This window comes from Cupriavidus sp. GW822-FHT03E04 (assembly GCF_058801495.1).
In genome coordinates this window covers 17345-36876 of sequence record NZ_JBXANI010000047.1, presented here as the reverse complement: position 1 = coordinate 36876, position 19532 = coordinate 17345, and the positions used below count along the sequence as shown (strand labels likewise).

20 protein-coding genes are annotated in these 19532 nt (G+C 67.0%); 15 read left to right on the top strand and 5 right to left on the bottom strand.

Annotated elements, in window-relative coordinates:
* The first annotated feature begins 8 nt into the window (after nt 1-8).
* The 3 genes from AC1RQC_RS38895 (at nt 9) to AC1RQC_RS38885 (ending at nt 3909) form a co-directional block, all read left to right on the top strand.
* The gene (locus AC1RQC_RS38895) at nt 9-1382 is read left to right on the top strand and encodes a TolC family protein (RefSeq protein WP_492886674.1); all 1374 of its coding nucleotides are present in this window, start codon (nt 9-11) and stop codon (nt 1380-1382) included.
* A gap of 76 nt (nt 1383-1458) precedes the next feature.
* Nucleotides 1459-1857, top strand: coding sequence for a hypothetical protein (locus AC1RQC_RS38890; RefSeq protein WP_492376770.1), 399 nt, complete (start codon nt 1459-1461; stop codon nt 1855-1857).
* A 135-nt stretch (nt 1858-1992) separates the two neighbouring features.
* On the top strand, nt 1993-3909 hold the full coding sequence (locus AC1RQC_RS38885; protein ID WP_492886671.1) for a sensor histidine kinase: 1917 nt from the start codon (nt 1993-1995) through the stop codon (nt 3907-3909).
* 61 nt (nt 3910-3970) lie between these two features.
* On the opposite strand, the gene AC1RQC_RS38880 is transcribed toward AC1RQC_RS38885, so the two are convergent.
* A complete protein-coding gene (locus tag AC1RQC_RS38880) occupies nt 3971-4156 on the bottom strand; it encodes a YjfB family protein (RefSeq protein ID WP_492387276.1) in 186 nt (61 codons plus the stop codon).
* Nucleotides 4157-4496: 340 nt separating this feature from the next.
* Between AC1RQC_RS38880 and AC1RQC_RS38875 the strand changes: the two genes are divergently transcribed.
* Together AC1RQC_RS38875 and AC1RQC_RS38870 are read left to right on the top strand one after the other, a co-directional pair.
* Nucleotides 4497-5537 carry a S1C family serine protease gene (locus tag AC1RQC_RS38875; protein ID WP_492886669.1) on the top strand — a complete coding sequence of 347 codons (1041 nt, stop codon included), beginning with the start codon at nt 4497-4499 and terminating at the stop codon, nt 5535-5537.
* 55 nt (nt 5538-5592) lie between these two features.
* The gene (locus AC1RQC_RS38870) at nt 5593-6318 is read left to right on the top strand and encodes a hypothetical protein (RefSeq protein WP_492814052.1); all 726 of its coding nucleotides are present in this window, start codon (nt 5593-5595) and stop codon (nt 6316-6318) included.
* Nucleotides 6319-6339: 21 nt separating this feature from the next.
* Here AC1RQC_RS38870 and AC1RQC_RS38865 read toward each other — a convergent pair whose 3' ends face one another.
* Entirely contained in the window at nt 6340-7260 is a 921-nt protein-coding gene (locus tag AC1RQC_RS38865; RefSeq protein ID WP_492814050.1) for an SMP-30/gluconolactonase/LRE family protein, read from the bottom strand.
* A gap of 48 nt (nt 7261-7308) precedes the next feature.
* Nucleotides 7309-8277 (bottom strand): Bug family tripartite tricarboxylate transporter substrate binding protein, encoded by a 969-nt coding sequence (locus tag AC1RQC_RS38860; protein ID WP_492375690.1) that lies wholly within the window; start codon nt 8275-8277, stop codon nt 7309-7311.
* A gap of 348 nt (nt 8278-8625) precedes the next feature.
* Between AC1RQC_RS38860 and serA the strand changes: the two genes are divergently transcribed.
* The gene (gene serA / locus AC1RQC_RS38855; protein ID WP_174424696.1) at nt 8626-9837 is read left to right on the top strand and encodes a phosphoglycerate dehydrogenase; all 1212 of its coding nucleotides are present in this window, start codon (nt 8626-8628) and stop codon (nt 9835-9837) included.
* 66 nt (nt 9838-9903) lie between these two features.
* Here the strand turns inward: serA and AC1RQC_RS38850 are convergent, their stop codons facing one another.
* Nucleotides 9904-10659: an H-NS family nucleoid-associated regulatory protein gene (locus AC1RQC_RS38850; protein ID WP_492375688.1), complete on the bottom strand. Its 756-nt coding sequence runs from the start codon at nt 10657-10659 to the stop codon at nt 9904-9906.
* Nucleotides 10660-11046: 387 nt separating this feature from the next.
* Between AC1RQC_RS38850 and AC1RQC_RS38845 the strand changes: the two genes are divergently transcribed.
* The 5 genes from AC1RQC_RS38845 (at nt 11047) to AC1RQC_RS38825 (ending at nt 14645) form a co-directional block, all read left to right on the top strand.
* Nucleotides 11047-11769 carry a cobalt ABC transporter substrate-binding protein gene (locus tag AC1RQC_RS38845; protein ID WP_492375687.1) on the top strand — a complete coding sequence of 241 codons (723 nt, stop codon included), beginning with the start codon at nt 11047-11049 and terminating at the stop codon, nt 11767-11769.
* Nucleotides 11770-11782: 13 nt separating this feature from the next.
* Nucleotides 11783-12073 carry a DUF3649 domain-containing protein gene (locus tag AC1RQC_RS38840; protein ID WP_492831138.1) on the top strand — a complete coding sequence of 97 codons (291 nt, stop codon included), beginning with the start codon at nt 11783-11785 and terminating at the stop codon, nt 12071-12073.
* Nucleotides 12070-13716 (top strand): PepSY-associated TM helix domain-containing protein, encoded by a 1647-nt coding sequence (locus AC1RQC_RS38835; RefSeq protein WP_492814042.1) that lies wholly within the window; start codon nt 12070-12072, stop codon nt 13714-13716. The genes AC1RQC_RS38840 and AC1RQC_RS38835 overlap by 4 nt, the downstream gene beginning before the upstream one ends.
* The gene (locus AC1RQC_RS38830) at nt 13713-14075 is read left to right on the top strand and encodes a DUF3325 domain-containing protein (protein ID WP_492814040.1); all 363 of its coding nucleotides are present in this window, start codon (nt 13713-13715) and stop codon (nt 14073-14075) included. The genes AC1RQC_RS38835 and AC1RQC_RS38830 overlap by 4 nt, the downstream gene beginning before the upstream one ends.
* A gap of 156 nt (nt 14076-14231) precedes the next feature.
* Complete coding sequence (locus AC1RQC_RS38825; RefSeq protein WP_174424783.1) at nt 14232-14645, top strand: PaaI family thioesterase; 414 nt, start codon at nt 14232-14234, stop codon at nt 14643-14645.
* A gap of 46 nt (nt 14646-14691) precedes the next feature.
* On the opposite strand, the gene AC1RQC_RS38820 is transcribed toward AC1RQC_RS38825, so the two are convergent.
* Nucleotides 14692-16113 carry an MFS transporter gene (locus tag AC1RQC_RS38820; protein ID WP_492375683.1) on the bottom strand — a complete coding sequence of 474 codons (1422 nt, stop codon included), beginning with the start codon at nt 16111-16113 and terminating at the stop codon, nt 14692-14694.
* Nucleotides 16114-16352: 239 nt separating this feature from the next.
* Here AC1RQC_RS38820 and AC1RQC_RS38815 point away from each other — a divergent pair, with 239 nt between their 5' ends.
* From AC1RQC_RS38815 to AC1RQC_RS38800, 4 genes are all read left to right on the top strand, one after another.
* Entirely contained in the window at nt 16353-16517 is a 165-nt protein-coding gene (locus AC1RQC_RS38815) for a hypothetical protein (RefSeq protein WP_253931542.1), read from the top strand.
* Nucleotides 16518-16726: 209 nt separating this feature from the next.
* Nucleotides 16727-17386 (top strand): hypothetical protein, encoded by a 660-nt coding sequence (locus AC1RQC_RS38810; RefSeq protein ID WP_492375682.1) that lies wholly within the window; start codon nt 16727-16729, stop codon nt 17384-17386.
* A gap of 637 nt (nt 17387-18023) precedes the next feature.
* Nucleotides 18024-18989: a threo-3-hydroxy-L-aspartate ammonia-lyase gene (locus AC1RQC_RS38805; RefSeq protein ID WP_492375681.1), complete on the top strand. Its 966-nt coding sequence runs from the start codon at nt 18024-18026 to the stop codon at nt 18987-18989.
* Between the two features lie 185 nt (nt 18990-19174).
* Entirely contained in the window at nt 19175-19438 is a 264-nt protein-coding gene (locus tag AC1RQC_RS38800) for a hypothetical protein (RefSeq protein ID WP_492375680.1), read from the top strand.
* The last annotated feature ends 94 nt before the right edge of the window (nt 19439-19532 follow it).

Below are 19532 nucleotides of genomic sequence, written 5' to 3'. Positions count from 1 at the left end.
AGAATCCCATGCAAATCAAAGACAAGAACTTGCTAGCGGCACCCGCCCTGCGCCACCTCTTCCTGGCAACGTCGATGCTGGCGGCATCCGCATCCTGGGCGCAGGACGCGCCCGCCACCGCCACCGCCACCGCCACCGCCACGGCCCGCGCACCGGTCCGCTTCTCCTCCTATCTCGACACGGTGGAGCGGCAGAACATCGGCCTGTCCGCGCAGCAGGAAACCATCCGCGGCGCCCAAGCCGAGATCTCGATCGCCGGCGTGCGCCCGGACCCGGTGCTCAAGTACGGTCGTGGCAGCATCGAGACCAGCCGTGCGGTGTCGCCCAAGCCGCCGCGCACCCATGAGTTCGAAATCGAGATCCCCATCGAGCTGGGCGGCAAGCGCAGCGCGCGCATCCGCGCCGCCGAGAGCAACCTGCGCCTGACCGAGGCGAACCTGCAGGGCTTCAAGCACACGCTGTACCAGGAATCCGCCACAGCCTTTGTCGAAGCCTGCCGCAGCCGCGAGGCCCTGGTCCGGCAGGAATCAACGCTGTCCGCTCTGTCCAATGTGGTACGCGCCAACGAGATCCGCCGCAAGGCGGGCGACATCGGTGGCCTGGAGCTGTCGCAGTCGCGGGTCGAGCGTGACCGCTTCACCGCCGAGGTGAAATCGGCGCGCGCCGCCGCGCAGGCCGCCATGCAAAAGCTGTCCATCCAGCTTGGCGTGCGCGTGGCCGAGGCCTTCGGCAACGCGCCGCTGGCTTGCGAGTTCCAGCCCTATGATCCTGGCACCGACAGCGGCGCGCTGATCGCCCAGGCGATGGAAGCGCGCGACGAGGTCCGGATCGCCCGCGCCACGCTGGAGAATGCCCGCGACAAGTCGGGACTGGCGCGCGCCAACCGCTGGGTGGATCCCAGCGTGAGCTTCGCGATGACCATGACCCCCGGCGTGCGCGGCACCACGGACGACGAGGGCCAGCCCAACGGCGACGCCACGGCGCGCTCGCGCATGCTGGGCGTGTCGGTATCGATTCCCCTGCCCTTGTCGCGGCTGCAGCGCGGCGAGCTGATCCAGGCGGAGTCGGAGGTCACGCAGGCCATGCTGGCCCTGCGCGAGGCCGAGCTGAAAACCGAGGTCGACGTGCGCAACGCGCTCATCGCGTTCCAGGCTGCGCAGGACAACCTGCAACGTTACCGCGACTCGGTGATCGCCGACGCCGACCGGGTGCTGGACGGCATGCGCCAGTCGTACCGCCAGGGCTCTGCCTCCCTGCTGGAACTGCTCGATGCGCAACGCACCGCGGACGAGACCTACCTCGACTACCTCCAGGCCCAGGCGGACCTGGCGGGCGCCACGGTGGAGCTGCAACTTTCCACCGGCTTGCGGCCCGCGCTTTAACGGCCCGGCGCGCCCCGGCCACGGCCGGGCGCACCAGCTTCGATTGCCTCGTGTCGAAAGACAAAGGAGACCTGCCATGAAAGCCGTCAACCTCGCGCCGCCCGTCCAGCGGTGGCGCCTGTATCGCCTGAGCGTGATCGCGCGGCTTGACGATGCGCCCGCCGTACGCGTGGCCATGCGCTGCGCCGCCAGCGACTGCGGCCAGTACCCGTCCAACGAGCGGCAGATGCCGCTCGGTCTGCCGCCAATCAAGTGCATGCTGAGCTTCGAGATCCGGATGCCGCAAATGCGGGCCGGGCAGTTGCTGGTCACGCTGGAACGCGCCCTGGTGTCCGTGCCCATCATCCTGCTGCGCCTGGAGGTTATGGGCAACCATGCCGAGGCGGCACACGCCCCACGCCTGAAACGGGTGTCTTCGCCCGCGGGCGGCACCAGTTCCCGGGCCGCCGCGACCGCGCCGGCCGAGGTGGGGTGAGGCCCGGCCCATCCCGCCTGAAGGCGCGGCGATGGGCCGCTCAGCCGGCGCGATTGACCGAACTCCGGCGCAAAGCTACGATGGGCGCGGCGGAACCATCATCCCGCACCCTTGCGCCAAGCCCCAGACCAGCTCATGGTGATACCTCACGCGGCGGCCAGCGCCACCGCCACGCCGCCTACCGCCCCCTTGCGGATGGCGCGCATCCTGTTGCCCCAATCCCTGCTCACCGCAAAGCCACTGCTAGCGCTTGTGCTCTGGCTGCTGCTCACCTTGCCCGGTTCATTACCGCTTGCCGCCGGGCAGCTGCAAATCCTTGGCGAGGCCGCCATGATCACCGGCGACGGCACGCCGGCCACCGTCAGCCTGCCTTACTACTGGGACCGGTCCCGTCCCGGCCAGACCGGCGGCGCGCGATTTCTCCTGCGCTTCCCGGATTTGCCAGGCCGCCAGGGCATGGCCGCGCTGTACATCGAGCGGGCCGCCAATAGCTATGAGGTGCGGCTCAACGGCAGCCGCCTTGCCCACGCTGGCAGCCTGTCGGCCCCGGCACCCTATGCCGGCCAGCAGCCGTTGCTGATCCCGGTGCCGGCTGACCTGCTGCGCCCGGAGAACGAGCTGCTTGTCACGATCGCTGCCAGCGCCAGCTCGCGCGGCGGCCTGTCACCCGTGGAGTTTGGTGCGCCGGCACTGGTGGAGGCGCACTACCAGCGGGCGCTCTGGTTCAAGGTCATCGGCCCGATAGTCATCGCAGCGGCCAGCGTGCTGCTGGCGTGCCTGGCGGCGCTGGTGTGGTGGCGGCAGCGGGATCCCCTGTTCGGGTTATATGCCATCGCGGAGCTTGGCTGGTCTTTCGGGCTGGCCGAGTACTTCGTTTCCGACGATGCCGGCGCGCCCGATGCATGGCTCGCGCTGGTGCTGGCCGGGCGGGCGGTCTTCATGTACGCGACCGCCAGGTTCGCCATCGTTGTGACCGGCCTGGAGGCGCGCTGGCTGCGCCGCGGGCTGCTGCTCTACCTGAGCATCAAGCTTCCGCTGATCGCGCTGATGGTGACGGCACACAGCACCCGCGCCATGGTGCTGGCCAATGTGGTCGTCAATGTTGCGATGGCGCTGTCGATCGTGGCCGTGCTGGTCCGCGCCGCCGTGACGCGTCCGGAGCGTGAGCGCACGGCGATTGCCGCCGCCCTTGGCCTCACCCTGCTCATCTCGGTGCTGGATTTGATCCATGTCTGGTGGATCGGGGATGCCTACTGGGACTCCTCCGTCACCCGCTACGTGTCGCTGATTTTCAGCCTGACCATGGGATGGCTGCTGGTCGACCGCTACACGCGCGCCACACGCATGCTGGCTGCCCTGAACCAGAAGCTGGACAGCGCGATCTCCCGCAAGGAGCAGGAACTGCATGCGATGTACCGCCACTCCCGCGAGATGGAGCGCGAGCAGGCCACCCTGCAGGAGCGCGGCAGGATCATGCGCGATATCCATGACGGGCTCGGCAGCCAGCTGGTGGGCATGCTCTCCATGCTGCGCTCCGGCAGCCCTTCCACGCACACGTTGCAGCAACAGCTGCAGCATGCGCTGGATGCCCTGAAACTATCCGTCGATGCGTTGCAGGACACCGGCGGCGACCTGGCCACCGTACTCGGCAACCTGCGCTACCGGCTTGGCCCGCGGCTGGAGGCGGCGGGATTGCGGGTGGACTGGCAGGTGGCGCGCCTGCCGGCGCTGCACGACCTGACGCCGCAGCGGGTGCGTGAGCTGCACTACCTGTTGCTGGAGGTGTTTTCCAATGCCATGCAGCATGCCGGCGGCAGCGCTATCCGGGTCTCGGCGCACCATGATGCCGCCCAGCAAGCCCTGGTCATCGAGATCCACGACAACGGCCGCGGCTTTACGCCCGAGGCTGCCGCGCACGGACGGGGATTGGGCAATATGCGCCGGCGTGCCGAGGCCATCGGGGCGGCGCTGGACCTGCGCTCTTCGGCGCAAGGGACGACCGTGCGGCTGACGTTCGCACTGGCGCCGCAGCCACCCGGCTCCGCCGTTTAGCCCCCCGCACCCGTTTGATGTCAACCCGGGCGCGGGTAGCTCCGTTATCGGATTGCCGGAATCAGACCTTGATGTCGATGCTCTGGCCAAGGTGAGGGGGATTGCTGGCCGGGACGCTGACTTGCGGCATCGAGCCCAGCAGGGTTGCCACGCTCTGCGCCTGCAGGTCCAGCGACTTGCGCAGCATCATGGTGGGCACGGGATCGCCGCCCGAGTTGCTAGCCGCACTGACGAGGGAAATATCCATTGAACGGTTTTCCAGGTTGAGATTGAGGTTGAGGTTGAGATTGAAGCTACGTTCGAAGCTACGGTTGAAGCTACGATTGGCATTGAAGCCAGCGGGAAGGCGCACCTCCCAGCATCCATGTTGTCGGCCATCAACCGGGAATCTTTAGCGCGGCGGCCGCAATAGCGGGCCGCCCGCTTGGCATCCGGAACGTTTATCATAAGCAGCCCGGCCGCTTTGGCCGGGAAAGACCAGACAGCCAGCACCGTCAGGATGGCGGCTGAATCCGGCGAAACCAGTCACCAGAATGAACATCATGGGTCGGGCGCAGAACATTGCGGGAAGCTTCGCTATTTCGTGTTTGGCTTTTGGCATTTCGACGGATTGCCTGGCGCTGGATTCGGCCGAACTCTATGAGCGGGAATCGCCCAGCATCTGGGTGGTATCCGTCTTTGACGCGCAAGGCACGCGGTTCGGCCTGGGCAGCTCGGTGGTGATCGGGCCGGAGGAGCTGGTCACCAACTGCCACGTGCTCAAGAGCGGCAAGTCCATCAGCATCCGGCGCGAGAAAGTCACCTACGGCGCCAGCCTGGTGCATGCCGATGTCGAGCGCGACCTGTGCATCCTGCGTGCCAAAGGCCTCACCGCCCCGGCCGTGAAGATCGCGCCGCTGTCCGCGCTCAAGGTGGGACAGAAGGTCTACGCCATCGGCGCGCCGCGCGGCTACGAGCTGACGCTGAGCGACGGCCTGCTCTCCTCACTGAACAAGGACGAGCGCGACCGCATCGTCCGCCTGCAGACCACCGCCCCGATCTCCCCAGGCTCCAGCGGTGGCGGCCTGTTCAACACGGACGGGCAACTCGTCGGCATTACCTACCTGATGCGGACCGACGCGCAGAACATCAATTTTGCCATTCCCGCGCAATGGATCAGCGAGGTGCCGGCACGGTCCGCGCTGGCGCTGCAGAAATTCCGTAGCGAGACGGCATCCACCGCCCCGCCTGCCATGGCGCTCCCGCCTGGCCAGCCCGGGCTGCCGGGCCAGGGCGCCACGGCCTACGCCCCGGCCCGGCCCGCAGCCGGCCCGCAGGGCAGGCAACTGACCGGGGCCGAGCTGGCCAGCCATTTCACGCATCTTGGCAGGATCAATGCCATCGCGCCTTCCGGCATTACGCTCTGGATGCAGGTCAGGGAAAGCGGCAGCCTGGATGTGACCAATTCCGTCAGCCGCGGCTATTCGTCCGGGCGCTACCGCATCGAGCCGGAAGCCAACCAAGTCTGCCTGGAGATGGCCAACCCGAGTTTCAGCGCGATGCAAACGTGCTATCGGCTGACCGAGGCCGACGGACGCTATGTCATGCGATCCGCCACCAGTCCCTATTACTTTTCATACACGAAGTAGCAAGCGGGCGCCGGCCGCAGCCGCTCGCCTCGCCATTTCTCTCAGGGCACAAGACATGGGAAACCGATATCGAAATAGCGCCCCCGCCGCGCTGGCCGTGGCGTCTATGCTGCTGGGCGGCTGCGCGCCGACCACCGTCGGCGTAACCAGCCGCGCCAGCGACTACACCGGCAAGCCCACCCGCATGTATGTGCTGGGCACTACCGGCATGGGTTGGAACAGCGACTTCTCCGCGGCGTTCGCGGCCAAGTTCCGCGAGGTCACCCGGCAGTGCGGCGTGGAATCGGCGTACGACGAGATCTCGGGGCTGGAGCTGGACTCGACCGCGCTGACCGGCAGGATGCGTACGTTCGCCGCCGATACGGTGCTGACCATCGCCAACGGCGGGGGCGTGGTCAACGCGTCCGGCGGCCGCCTGTCAATCAACTATGGCACGACGCTGACGGATGTCAGGCAGAACCGCGCGGTGTGGAAAGGCAAATACACGTTCAGCCGCGGCGGCACCCTCATCCCGATCGAGGAGCGCGCTGCAGTCCTGGCGATCGACATCACCAACAGCCTGAAGAAAGATGGCTTCCTCACCGGCTGCGCGCAGATCGCGCTGGGCCAGAATGGCCGGCTCGACCCGGCTGCCGTGCCGCATGCCGCCGGTGGCAGCACGAATACGATCAGCCAGGCCCGCCCGGCGCCACCCGTCTCCGCGCCTCCTGTCTCCGCACCTGCGGCCCCCGCTACCGCGGCAACCCTGCGGGACCTGCAAGACCTGCTGCCACCGAAGTGACAAGCGCGGGCCGCAACGGGATCAAGCGCCCAGCCCGGCCTCGTCCAGATCCGCGAACAGGATCGTCCCCGTTTCCGATTCGGTCACAAACACCTTGCGCGGCTGCCCCGGCTCAACGGCGGGCTGAAACGCCAGGTTGGTGGTGGTTGCGCCCGCCGGGCTGGCGAGGATCGCCTCGGGCTCGCCGCGCTTGCTCAGCACCCACACGCAGCCCAGGCTGGCATGCGCCACAAACAGCCGGTCACGGCTGTCGATGGCCATGCCGTCGGGGCCGCTGGTGCCGTAGAAGCTAAAGAACTGCCCTACCTTCGACACGCTGCCGTCGGCCTGCAACGGCACGCGCCACACGCAATTGCCGCGCGTGGCCGCAACGAACAGCACCTTCTCGTCGCAGGACAGCGCCAGGCCGTTGGGGCTGGGCACATTGCCCAGCAGCAGGTCCAGCTGCCCGCCGGCACGCAGGCGGTAGACGCGGCCCGTGGGATCGTGCAGGCCGGTCTGGCCCTGGTCGGTGAAATACAAGTCGCCATTACGGGAGATCACGAGGTCGTTCACGCCCTTGAACTGCTCCGCGTTGCGCCGTCCCAGCAAGGTGGTCACCTCGCCCGTGTCCACGTTGACGCGCAACAGGCCGTTGCGATAGTCCGCCACCACCAGTTCGCGCGCGTTCAGGAACTTCATGCCATTGGGCTCGCCCTTGTACTCGGCGACCAGCGACCATTCCCCGGCCGGCGAGATGCGCAGGATGCGCCCGAACGGGATGTCCGTCACGTACAGGTTGCCCGCGGGGTCGAATACCGGCCCCTCCAGGAAGCTGTCGATGCAGGCCCCGCCCTTGTTGGCATCAGCCCACTCGGAGCGCACGCCAGTCTTGCGCAAATGCGCGGGCATTGCCGTGAAGACCTGGAGGGATATCTCCCGGGGCATCGTTCTGAAGTACATGATCGTTCCTTGTTGTCCTGGCGCCGCGCAATGGCGGCGCTTGCCCATTTACTCGGCCTTCACATCGGCGGATTTTGCCACCTGGCTCCACAGCGCGGTGTCGTCCTTGATGCGCCTGGCGAATTCCGTAGGCGCAATGCCGCCCGGCTGGGCGCCCATGCTGGCCAGGCGCTCCTTCACCTCCGGGCTGTTCACGCTCTTGTGCACCTCCGCCTGCAGCTTGGCGACCAGCGCAGGGGGCGTGCCTTTGGGCGCCGCCAGGCCAAACCAGTTGATGACCTTGTAGTCCTTGAGGCCAGCTTCGGCAAAGGTCGGCACGTCCGGCAGCGCGGGCACGCGCGCGGCGCCCGTGACCGCCAGCGCGCGGGCCTTGCCGCCCTTGATCTGCGGCACCGCGGTTGGCGTGGCGGTGATCAGGATATCCACGTTGTTGCCGATCAGCCCCATCAGCGCATCGCCCGCGCCCTTGTACGGGATATGCGTGATCGATATCCTGGCGTCCTTCTTGAAGACCTCGGCGGACAAGTGGGTGGAGCTGCCGGCGCCGCCCGAGCCGAAGTTCAGCTTGCCCGGGTTTTGCCTGGCGAAGTCGATCAGTTCCTGCAGCGTCTTGAACTTCGAGCTCGCGGGCACGATCAGGATCACCGGCGTCTGCGCAATCGTGGTCACCGGCACCAGGTCGTTGTTGTAGTCCCAGGGCAGCGCCTTGAACAGCGACGGCAGCATGGTGTACGTGGTGTCGTTGGCCAGCAGCGTGTAGCCATCGGGCGCGGAACGTGCCACCTGCAGCGTGCCGATGGTGCCGCTGGCGCCGGGCTTGTTCTCCACGAAGAACGACTTGCCAGTGCTTTCGGTCAGCTTCTGCGCCACCTGACGGGCCACGAAATCGGTGGTGCCACCGGCGGTGTATGGCACAACGATGCGCACCGGCTTGTCGGGCCAGGTGCCGCCGTGGGCATAGGTAGTGGCCACGCTAAGGGTTGCCAGGGCAAGGCTGGCGCAAAGGCGGTGGTACATGGCTGTCTCCATTGATGTCTGACTGGTGTCCGGTGTCCGGTGTTCGCTATGCGTGGCTCACGCCAGCTCTCGGGGCGGCGGGTCGCTCTTCCGAAGTTGGTGCGCCTACTTGTTCTATTAGACGGAATAACATTCCGATTAATTGTAGGAGCCGTTGATTCGCCGGTCAATCCGGGGGCTTTCCCTAGCGAGCCTCGTCCCGGGCGCGGCGGATTTGCCATTGGCGGCAATGTGGGTGTTCGGCCGGGCAGCGCTGCCTGCGTTACCATGGCAGCGTACGTCTCACCTTGCGCATGCCCTCGCGCTGCCGCACCCACCTCGCGCCTTCGCCGCCATCACCCAATCGCCATGACCTCAGCACTGCTGCTTGAAAACATCCATGACACCGCCGTCGAGCGCTTCAAGGAAGCGCATGTCACCGTCGAGCGCCGCACCGGCGCGCTCGCTGGCGACGAACTGCATCGCGCTCCCGCGGCCCACCAGATTCTCGGCATTCGCTCCGCCACGCACCTTGGCGCCGCTGAAATCGAAGCCGCCAAGCACCTCGTGGCCATTGGCTGCTTTTGCATCGGCACCTCGCAGGTAGACCTCGACGCCGCAGCCCGCGCCGGCATGCCGGTGTTCAACGCGCCGTTCTCCAATACGCGTTCCGTGGCCGAGCTGGTTATCGCGGAGGCGATCCTGCTGCTGCGCCGCGTTCCGGAGAAAAACGCGCTGGCGCATGCCGGCAAATGGGCCAAGGGCGCAAGCGGGTCGTTCGAGGCGCGCGGCAAGACCATCGCCATCATCGGCTACGGCAATATCGGCTCGCAGGTTGGCGTGCTGGCAGAAGCCATGGGCATGCGCGTGGTGTACTACGATGTGCAGGCCAAGCTGTCGCTGGGCTCGGCGCGCGCGGCGCGCTCGCTGGCGGATGCGGTGTCGCAGGCAGACATCGTGACGTTGCACGTGCCGGCCACCGCGCAGACCAAGAAGATGATCGATGCCGACGTGCTCCGGCAGTTCCGGCGTGGCGCGATCCTGATCAATGCGTCGCGCGGCACCGTGGTGGATATCGAAGCGCTGCGCGCGGCGTGCGATGACAACCATATCGCCGGCCTGGCGATCGACGTCTTCCCCGAAGAGCCCAAGACCAACGCTGACCGCTTCACCAGCCCGCTGCAGGGCGTGCCCAACGCGATCCTGACGCCGCATATCGGCGGCAGCACGGAGGAGGCGCAGGAAAATATCGGCACGGAAGTCGCCACCAAGCTGATTGCCTTCCTCAGGACGGGCGACACGATTGGCGCGGTGAATTTCCCCGAGGTGAGCCCCGGCCCGCTAACGTCGCCGGCGCGGCTGCTCAACGTGCACGGCAACGCGCCGGGCGCGCTCGCCGCGCTCAATACGCTGCTGGCGCGCGACGGGGTCAACATCGTGGCCCAGCACCTGCAGACGCATGGCCAGATGGGCTATGTGGTGACCGACCTCGACAAGGTGCCCTCGCCGACGCTGGCCGCCGCGCTGGATGCGGAAACGACGTTTATCCGCTGCCGCACCATCATTAACCCGCTGGCCTGAACGGCAGCGCGGCGCCATCGCTGCCTCGCCGGCAGCGACCAGGACAGCGGCCATCGGCCGCTGTCTTCAATTCACCCGGAAATGCTCCACCGACTGGCCCGCGTTGACTGCGCGCAGCAGCCATGCGGGCATGGGGCCCACGCCATCCCAGACCTGTCCCTCCGCATTGCGGTAGCGGCGTGCGGGCGCGCTCGCCTGCGCCAGTGCTGGCGCAGGTGCGGCCGCTGCCGGCGCGGCGGCGGCCTCGGCTACCTGTGCCGGCACCGCTGGAGGTGCCGCTGGTTTCACGGCTCCCGCTTTCTGCGCGGGCACGGACATGGTCACCCGTGCAGGCGCAGGAGCGGCGGCCAGGGCTGCCACCGGCTCGGCAACCAACGCTGCCGCCGGCTTTTCCGCGGGCACAGCGTCAGCCGCTGCCACCGCATCTACGACAGGCGCGGCGACCGGTGTTGCGATTGGCCTTGCGACCGGCACAGCAGGTGGCGCTGATTGCCTGACAGGGGCAGGAACGCGTTTGCGCGCTACGGCCTTGCGCAATGGCGCAGGTGCGACTACCGGCGGTGCGGTGATTGGCCCGGCAGGCAACAGCGCGGGCGGTGCCGTGATCGGCCCTGCGGGCAACAGCGCCTGGGCGACATCTACATCCATTTCATTTTCCTTCACGATGGGTTCCTCGATCGGCGCCCTGGCGGGCGCCGCCTCCCAGTCAAAACAACCTGCCGCCTCCAATTCATCCATGGAGATGCCGAGCCGCTCCATCTGGACGCGGATCCAGACAATGGCGGCGACTTTCTTGACGTCGGCGGGATCAGAAGAAGGCATGGCAAAAGACACAATAAATGCAGGTAGAAGGGGCGGGGAAACGGTCGCGGATGCGGCGCTGGCCGCACACTGAAGATCCTGAGGATCGCACATGATAGCCGAGCGCGGGACCAGCCCCCGCCGAGCCTCGAATCCGGACGCAAAAGCCGGGCCAAAGGCCCCTCTCCTGCACCCCTTCAATGACCGCAAATCCGCCTCCGGGGGGCATCGGCCAGCCTGCGTCCATGCCCTGCCCCCAACGCTGCGCCATCATGCAAAACCCACACAAATTAAATGAGAACGATTATCATATGCGACTTCACGGTCACGATTTCCTAGCCGTCCCAGCCAACGGCCTGTGCGCAACACGGCACCGCCAGCCTCCCATCTTGAAAGGATGCATAGCCCATGAATCGCCTCATCACCTCGGCCCTGCTTTGCGGCGCCGCACTGAGCGGCACCGCTCAGGCTCACCAGGTCTGGCTTGAGCAAACGCCGGCGGCCGCCCAACTGTATTTTGGCGAATTCAACGAGAACCTGCGCGAAGTTTCGCCGGGACTGCTGGACCGGTTCGTGCAGCCCACCGCCGTGCTGGTAACGGCCAGGGGCGAGCAACCCCTCAAGGCCGACAAGACCACCAACGGCTTCGTGCTCTCGGGGCGCGCAGGCGCGGGCGAGACCATCGTCGCGCAGGACACGGGCTATGCGCTGCTGGAGCGCAAGGACGGCGACAAGGTGATCCGCACCGCCTGGACGCCGGCGGCTCGCTTGCTGGGCGCTGGCTCCACCACCGCTGTAACGCCCAAGCTCACGCTGGACATCGTGCCCACCGGCCGCGCCGGCGAGTACCAGGTGGTCTATGCCGGCCGCCCACTGCCCAAGGCCAAGGTGGGCGTGGCCGTGCAGTCCGGCTGGGGCCGCGAGCTGCGCACCGACGAGCAAGGCATCGTGCGCCTGGCGCAGCCGTGGCAAGGCACCTACGTGCTGGAGGTGCACCACATCGACAAGACCGCCGGCGAGCGCAATGGCAAGCCGTACGACATCGCCAGCTACGTCACCACCCTGTCGCTGACGCAGGGCGATGGCCTGGCCGCGGTACCCGCAGTGCCGGCAGCCGCGCCCAACAAGTAAGGGAGCGCTTGTCATGGGGTTGAGCCAGACCGGCCGCTATCGCCTTGGCGTTGCCTCGCGCGTGGTGGCCGCCATCGGGGGCGGCTATGTGCTCGCGGCCGTGGCCACCGGGCTGCTGGCCGTGGTGGTGCCCATGCCGCCGGACGAGGCGGTGATGACCGCCACGCTGCTGTCATTCTCGCTTTACGCGTGCGCGGTGCTGTGGGTGTTCGCCGCCGTCAGCGCGTGGCGCGCCTGGGCCGGCGTGGTGGTGCCTGCCGCGGTGCTCGGCCTCTTGCTGGCTGCCTTGCGGAGCGCGCCATGAGGGCCGGGCTGCGTCAATCGATGGCCTGGCTGCATAGCTGGTCCGGGCTGCTGGTGTGCTGGGTGCTGCTGCTGGTGTTCTGCGCCGGCACCGCCAGCTACTTCAAGGACGAGATCACGCTGTGGATGAAGCCCGAGCTGCACCGCTCGGCCGCCACGCAAGTCTCCAGCGCCGAGGCCGCCAGCCGTGCGGTAGCGTACCTGCAGCGCAACGCCTCGGACTCTCCCCGCTGGTTTATCGACCTGCCGGATGCGCGCAACCCCGCGGTAAACGTGCTGTGGATGCGCCCACCCGGCGCGCCGGCTTCAGGCATCGGGGGCGGCCGCGGCCGCTTCGAGAGCCGCACGCTGGATCCCGCCACCGGCGCCTTCCTGCAGACCGTGCGCGACACGCGCGGCGGCGAGTTCCTCTACCGCCTGCACTTCGACCTGTACTTCATGCAGGCGATCTGGGCGCGCTGGATCGTCGGCTTCTGCGCGATGTTCATGCTGGTGGCCATTCTCAGCGGCATCATCACGCACCGGCGCATCTTCCAGGACTTCTTCACCTTCCGGCCGCGCAAGGGCCAGCGCTCCTGGCTCGATGCGCACAATGCCACCGCCGTGCTGGCCCTGCCCTTCCACCTGATGATCACCTACACCGGGCTGGTCACACTGATGTTCATGTACATGCCGTGGGGCATCCAGACTGCGTACCAGGGCAACCAGCAGGCTTTCAACAACGAAGCCTTCGGCCGCGCGCCGCAGGGCAAGCCAAGCGGGCAGGCGGCGCCTCTGACGCCGGTCGCCCCGCTGGTGGAACAAGCCATGCGCCATTGGCATGGCGCGCAGCCCAGCCGCGTCGCCATCATGCTGGCGGGCGATGCCAACGCCACCATCACGGTGTCGCGCGGCACCGAAGGCTCGTTGTCCGCCAATGCGCCGTCGATGCGCTTTAACGGCGTCACCGGCGCGCTGGTATTGGCCACGGGCGACGCGCCCGGCGCGGCCAACCAGACGCGCGGCGTGATGGTGGGCCTGCACGAGGCGCATTTCGCCGGGCCCTTGCTGCGCGCGCTGTTCTTCGTGAGCGGGCTGGCAGGTTGCGCCATGGTGGCCACCGGCGCGCTGCTGTGGGGCGTAAAGACGCGCCAGGGCCAGGCCAAGGCACTGGCGGCCGGCGCCCGCCCGAGCTTTGGCTTGCGGCTGGTGGACGCGCTCAACCTCGGCGCTATTGCCGGCCTGCCGATCGCGTTTGCTACGTACTTCTGGGCCAACCGCTTGCTGCCCGCGGGCATGCCGCACCGCCCCGACGCGGAGATCCATGCCTTCTTCATCGCCTGGGGGGCGGCAGCCGTGCTGGCGCAGGTGCGGCCGACGCGCACCATGTGGCGCGTGCAGCTGTGGGCCGGCGCGCTGATGCTCGCTGCCATTCCCGTGCTCAACGCCTTCACCACGCAGACCCACCTGGGCGTGACGCTGTTGCAAGGCCAGGGGCCTGCTGCCGTGGCCGGGTTCGACCTGACGGTGCTGGCGCTGGGCATTGCGCTGGGCGCGGCAGCGCATATCCTGGGGCGGCGCGCCAAGGCGCGCGTACCCGTGCGGCGCCCGGTGCCAGCCAAAGACATCGGTATGCCATCGAGCGATGCGAAGGGAGCCGCATGAGCGCAAGCCTGGGTTTCTTCACCGCGCTGGCCTTCACCTATAGCGGTTTCACCGCGCTCAGCCAGACGCTGGACCGCCACTATGCCGATCGCCACGGCCGCGGCGCCGCGCCTTCGCCCGCCGAGCGCTTGCGCCTGCAGGGACTAGGCTGGGCCGCGCTGGCCCTTGCCCTGGCGGCTTGCGTGCGGCAGCTAGGCTGGCCGATGGGCAGCATCTCATGGATCGGCACGCTGACGCTCGGCGCGCTCGTGCTGGTGCTGCTGCTCAGCTACGCGCCGGCCATCGCGGTACGCGCCGCCCGCTGGGCGGGGATGCTGGGCGGATGCGGGCTGCTAATGATGGGCGCAATGCCCGCCTAGCCATCACTGGGGCCTGCGAACAGGATCAGGCGCACGGCAGACACATCTCGCCCGTCCCGTCGGAGAGCGTGACAGCGAAGCCGTCCAGATTGCCGCGGGCCGCTAGCGGCTATCATGACGGCCATTCCAACACACCGGCACAGTCCTTCGCTCGCCATGCCTGACAACACCCCCGCAAGCCAGCCATACGCGCTGGAGAATCCCTTTCTCGAATCGCTGAATCTCACCATCGTCGAGTGGCAGCCGGACCTGGTGCGCATGTCGCTGATGCCGCAGGCTGCGCACCTCAACAACACGGGCGTTGTGCAAGGCGGCATCCTGGCCACGCTGCTGGACGCGGCGGGCGGCTACGCCGGCCTGTTTCCCGAGAATGGCGTGCGCCGCGCCGCCACCACCATCTCGCTGAACGTCAACTATGTCTCGTCCGCGCAAGTGGAGCCGCTGCTGGTGGTTGGCCGGCGCGTGGGCGGTGGCCGCCGGGTATTTTTCTCCAACGCCGAGGTCACCGACAGCCAAGGCCGTCTGATCGCCACCGCGCAGGCCGCATTCCGCAGGAAGGATCCGGTCTGAGCAGACTAGACCGCGCCCGTGTTGCCGGCGCGCCATGCAAGGTGGGCTAATCGCGCGACGACAGCGGCGGCGCAATCTCTTCCAGCGGGCGCTTTTCCGCATTGACCGCATAACGCAGGGCAAACAAGCCCGCGACGATCACCAGCGCCGCGCCAATGCCATAGCCAACAGCCACCGCGGCGCGGCTGCCGCTCTCGATCAGCGCGCCGAACAGCAACGGCCCGATAAAGCCTCCGGTGCCCGTCCCCACGGCGTAGAACACCGAAATGGCGAGGGCGCGCGTCTCGATGGGAAAGACCTCGCTCACCGTCAGGTAAGCGGAACTGGCCGCCGCGGAGGCCAGGAAAAACACCGCCGACCAGCACAGCGCCTGGCTGCGCGCGTCAAGCCAGCCCTGCTCGAAGGCCCACCCGGTCATGGCCAGTCCCACGCCGCAGAGCACATAGGTAAGCCCGATCATGCGGCGCCGCCCGATATGGTCGAACAGCGGCCCCAGCAGCAGTGGCCCCAGCACATTGCCCAGCGCAAAGGGGAAGATATACAGCCCCACGCGGTTATCGGGCACGCCGTGAAAGCGCGTGAGCACCAGCGCATAGGTAAAGAAGATCGCGTTATAGAAGAACGCTTGCGAGACCATTAGCGCCAGGGCGACCGCGCTGCGCAGCCGGTAGCGCTTGAACAGCACATGCGCGACCTCGCCAAGCGTAGGCGCCGCGCGCCTGGAAAGCAGGATCGTGCCCGTGGCCGGCGGCAACGCGCCGTACTGGGCCACCACCTGCGCCTCGATGGCGGCGACGATGCGCCCGGCTTGCTCGCCACGCCCGTGCGTCAGCAGCCAGCGCGGGCTCTCCGGCACGTCCCGGCGCACCAGCAAGATGGCTAGCGCCAGCACTGCGCCGAGCAGGAACGCCGCACGCCAGCCCACGGCCGGGCCCAGCACGCGCGGATCCAGCAGCACCAGGCTCAGGCCCGCGCCAAGCGCGGCGCCGAACCAGAAGCTGCCGTTGATGGCCAGGCTGACGCGCCCGCGCACGCGCGCCGGGATCAGTTCGTCGATGGCCGAGTTGATCGCCGCGTACTCGCCCCCGATGCCAAGGCCCGTCAGGAAGCGGCACACCGCGAAGAAGACGAAACCCGTGGAAAAAGCGGTGGCCAATGTCGCCGCCATGTACACCGCCAGCGTCACCAGGAACAAGGCCTTGCGGCCAAGGCGGTCCGCAAGGCGGCCGAACACCAGCGCGCCCAATACCGCGCCAGCTATGTACAGCGACCCTAGCCACCCTACCTGCGCCGCATTGAGGCCCAGGCCATCCGGGCGCTCGAGCACGCCGCCCAGCGATCCCACCAGCGTCACCTCGAGCCCGTCGAGCACCCACGCCACCCCCAGCGCGACTACCACCCTCCAGTGCCAGCGCGACCACGGCAGGCGGTCCAGGCGGGCGGGGATATCGCTCTGAATGAGTGGCATGGCGGGTTCCGTCCCGGTGCGGCGAATGGCAAGCTGGCGCTGCGACCCGCGCCTGAGAGGCGCTTCCGGCATCAGCTCAGCCGTTCACGATGTTTCCGTCATGGATCTGCACGACCAGGTCGCTGAAGTAGCTAGCCAGCTAGCCGCGCTGGAGGCCAGGAACACCTAGCCGCCAGCGCCCAGCACGCCAGGCGCACGAAGCCTACAATGAATCATGGCCACCATAAAAGGGAACCGCCATGATCGCCTATATGCTCTTCCTCGGGGCAGTCGTCCTGCTCTACGCCTTCGTCATTCGCGCAGGCTTTTTCCACAAGTCGGTGCTCTATCCGGAACACGCCCATCCGTTCCATTACTGGTGGGACCGGATCGTCCATCACCAGAAGAAAGAGAAAGCCAGCTAAGGCGCTTGGACCCCGCAAGGCCTGACCAGGCCGCCCAGCCCGCCGATCGGCGGGCTGTTTCATGCCGGTGACTGGCACCGGGCGCCGGACGTGGCCCCGGAACGGAAAATGGAAAACGAGCGCCCCGACAAAGAGGCCCTTGCTGCTCATGATTGCCTGCCCGGGTGCTAAACTGGCCGCCCTTCTTATCCGGCCGTTGCTCCCTATCCATGCGCATTTCCCGCCTCGCTACCCGAGCTGCACTCCTCTCTGTCTGCCTGGCGTCCGCCAGCGCCGGCGTCATCGCCGCCGAGGCCCCGCCCGCGCCCACGCCTGACCAGGTCACCGCCGCCATCCAGCAAGCGGAGGCCGAGCGCCTGAAGCAACTAGAGCAGACTGACCCGGCCGCGGCCGAGCGTGCGCGCTCGCCGTTTGTGGCAGGGATCATGGCTTCCATCAAGGCGCATACGGTCAAGGGCTGCCTGCCCGCCAGCGGCGGCGAGATCGTCTGCATCGTCGGGGTCAAGGCCGGCCGCCGCGACGGCTACCGCGCACTGGCCTTCGGCGGCAATCCGGAGCCGTGGGTACTGGTGCGCCGTGAAGAACCCGCCATCAGTGGCCCGGACGCCGCGCAAGCCACCGCATCGATGCGCGAATTTGCCCGTGGGCAATTGCAGACCCAGACGGATGCGCAGGCAGTCGCGGAACTGACCGCAATGGCCACATCGCTGACGGTCAAGCAGCTCGACGAGTGCAGTCTGAGCCACGAGAGCGGCAACGTGCGCTGCTCCGCCATGATCTCCACCGGCGGCAAGCCCGACCAGCGCGTCACCGGCTTTGCCTTTGCGCTCGAAGCCGGCGGCTGGCGGTTTGTGCCACGCGAGCAGTAAGCAGGCCGCTGCGGCCATCGCGGGCCACTGCCCCGCAGGGAGCGGAGATCACATCTCATAGCTTTTAATGTTGATCCAAGTCAAGTGAGTGATGGAGCACAATCCCCACGCTATTGGGGCAGATGCCCAGCGCCCACGGTGAGACACTGCGTGCGGGCGGGAAAAGCGTCTCGCCCAATGTCACTTCTTCATGCCCTCCATTTACCTGGCGGGCATTTTTTTTGGCCTTGCTGCCGCGATTCATTGAGCCGTGAACCTTGTTCGCTCAATGTTGAACCGCCTGCTTAGGCCGGCAGGCTCGATTCACCCGACTCCTATGGATACAGGACCGGGGGATGTTCCATGTCCTTTGGCCATGAATTTACGGCCATGAATTTACAAATTGTCCAGATATAGATAATATGTACAGATTGATCGCACCTCTGAGTACCCGCAAGCAGCAAGAGCTGCTCGAGCAGGAACAGGGAAGGGAAAGCGGACCACGGTTTGATTGAGACTTTCGCACCAGTTGCAATCTGACCGACATGGCGCCGCAGGCCATGACGATGGCACGCCTGCCCAGCGGCGTGCTATCGATACTCAGGGGCCCCAGAATCCATCGGCCCTGACAGCGCCATCAATCTAACAAGACTTAACGATGATCCTGAATCTTCCAACCTTCGATGACGTGTTAGCGGCCGCGCGCCGGATTGAAGGCTTTGCCCACCGGACTCCCGTGATGCGCTCCCAGACCGCCGACAAGGAACTGGGCGCCGCTTTATTCTTCAAGTGCGAGAACCTGCAGCGCACTGGCGCCTTCAAGTTTCGTGGTGCATTCAATGCGCTGGCGCGCTTCGATGCCGCGCAACGCCGCCGGGGCGCTCTCGCCTTCTCCGGTGGCAACCACGCGCAGGGCATCGCACTGTCGGCGGCATTACTGGGGATACCGTCGACGATCCTCATGCCGCACGATGCGCCGGCTGCCAAGGTGGCGGCGACCAAGGGCTACGGGGGCAAGGTGGTGCTCTATGATCGGTACACCGACGACCGCGAGGCAATCTGCCACAAGCTGGCGGAGGAACAGGGCCTGACGCTGATTGGGTCCTATGACCAGCCGGACGTGATTGCCGGCCAGGGAACCGCCGCCAAGGAATTGTTCGAGGAAACGGGCGAGCTCGATGCCCTGTTCGTCTGCCTGGGCGGCGGCGGCCTGCTCTCCGGCTCCGCACTGTCCGCGCGCGCACTGGCGCCGCGGTGCAAGATCTACGGCGTAGAGCCCGCCACCGGCAACGATGGCCAGCAATCGTTGCGCTCCGGCGCGATCGTGCATATCGATACGCCGAAGACCATCGCCGACGGCGCGCAGGCGCAGCACCTAGGCCGTCACACGTTCGAGATCATTCGCCGTGATGTCGACGATATCCTTACCGCCAGTGACGAGGAGCTGGTCGATGGCATGCGCTTCTTTGCGTCACGCATGAAGCTGGTCGTGGAGCCAACCGGCTGCCTGGGCCTCGCCGCCGCACGCGGCATGAAGGCCGAACTGATGGGCAAGCGCGTGGGCATCATCGTTAGCGGCGGGAACGTGGACATTGACCGTTTCGCGGCGCTTCTTGCAGGCTGAGTTGCGTGATTCGCGCGTGTACACCCGAAACACCGGGCCCTGCGCGAAACGTCCTCGCTGCAATGGCCTATGGCGCTCATCCGCATCATCCCGATGGTGGATCGCCGGGCGTCGGCACGGGCGCTTTTCCGCCGTCAATAGTCCTTCACGATTACCCCAACAAGGGGGGATCGTCCCCACGCAAGATGGGTGCACAATCCGGCCTGAAACAGCAACCGCAGGCCTCGAATCCCATGCTAAACGACGCGAAACCACAGATCGATACGGCCCGCCGCGGCGAAACCGTGAAGGAGTTGGGCGCCGGTGCGCTCACGGATATGGGGATCCCTGGCGCTCTGGCCACGGTGCAGCAGATCGCGGAACGCCGGACGCGAGCCCTCGCGGATTTGCTCGAGGAGGCGATTCGGAGCGGGACGCCGCGGGCGCTGCGCAGCCATCGCAGGCGGTAACTTTCTCCCTTCCGCCCGTTCTCCCTTCCGCCCGTTCTCCCTTTCGCCCATTCTCCCGCTCGCCGGCGTCCAGGACCGGCGCGACTGGCGCACC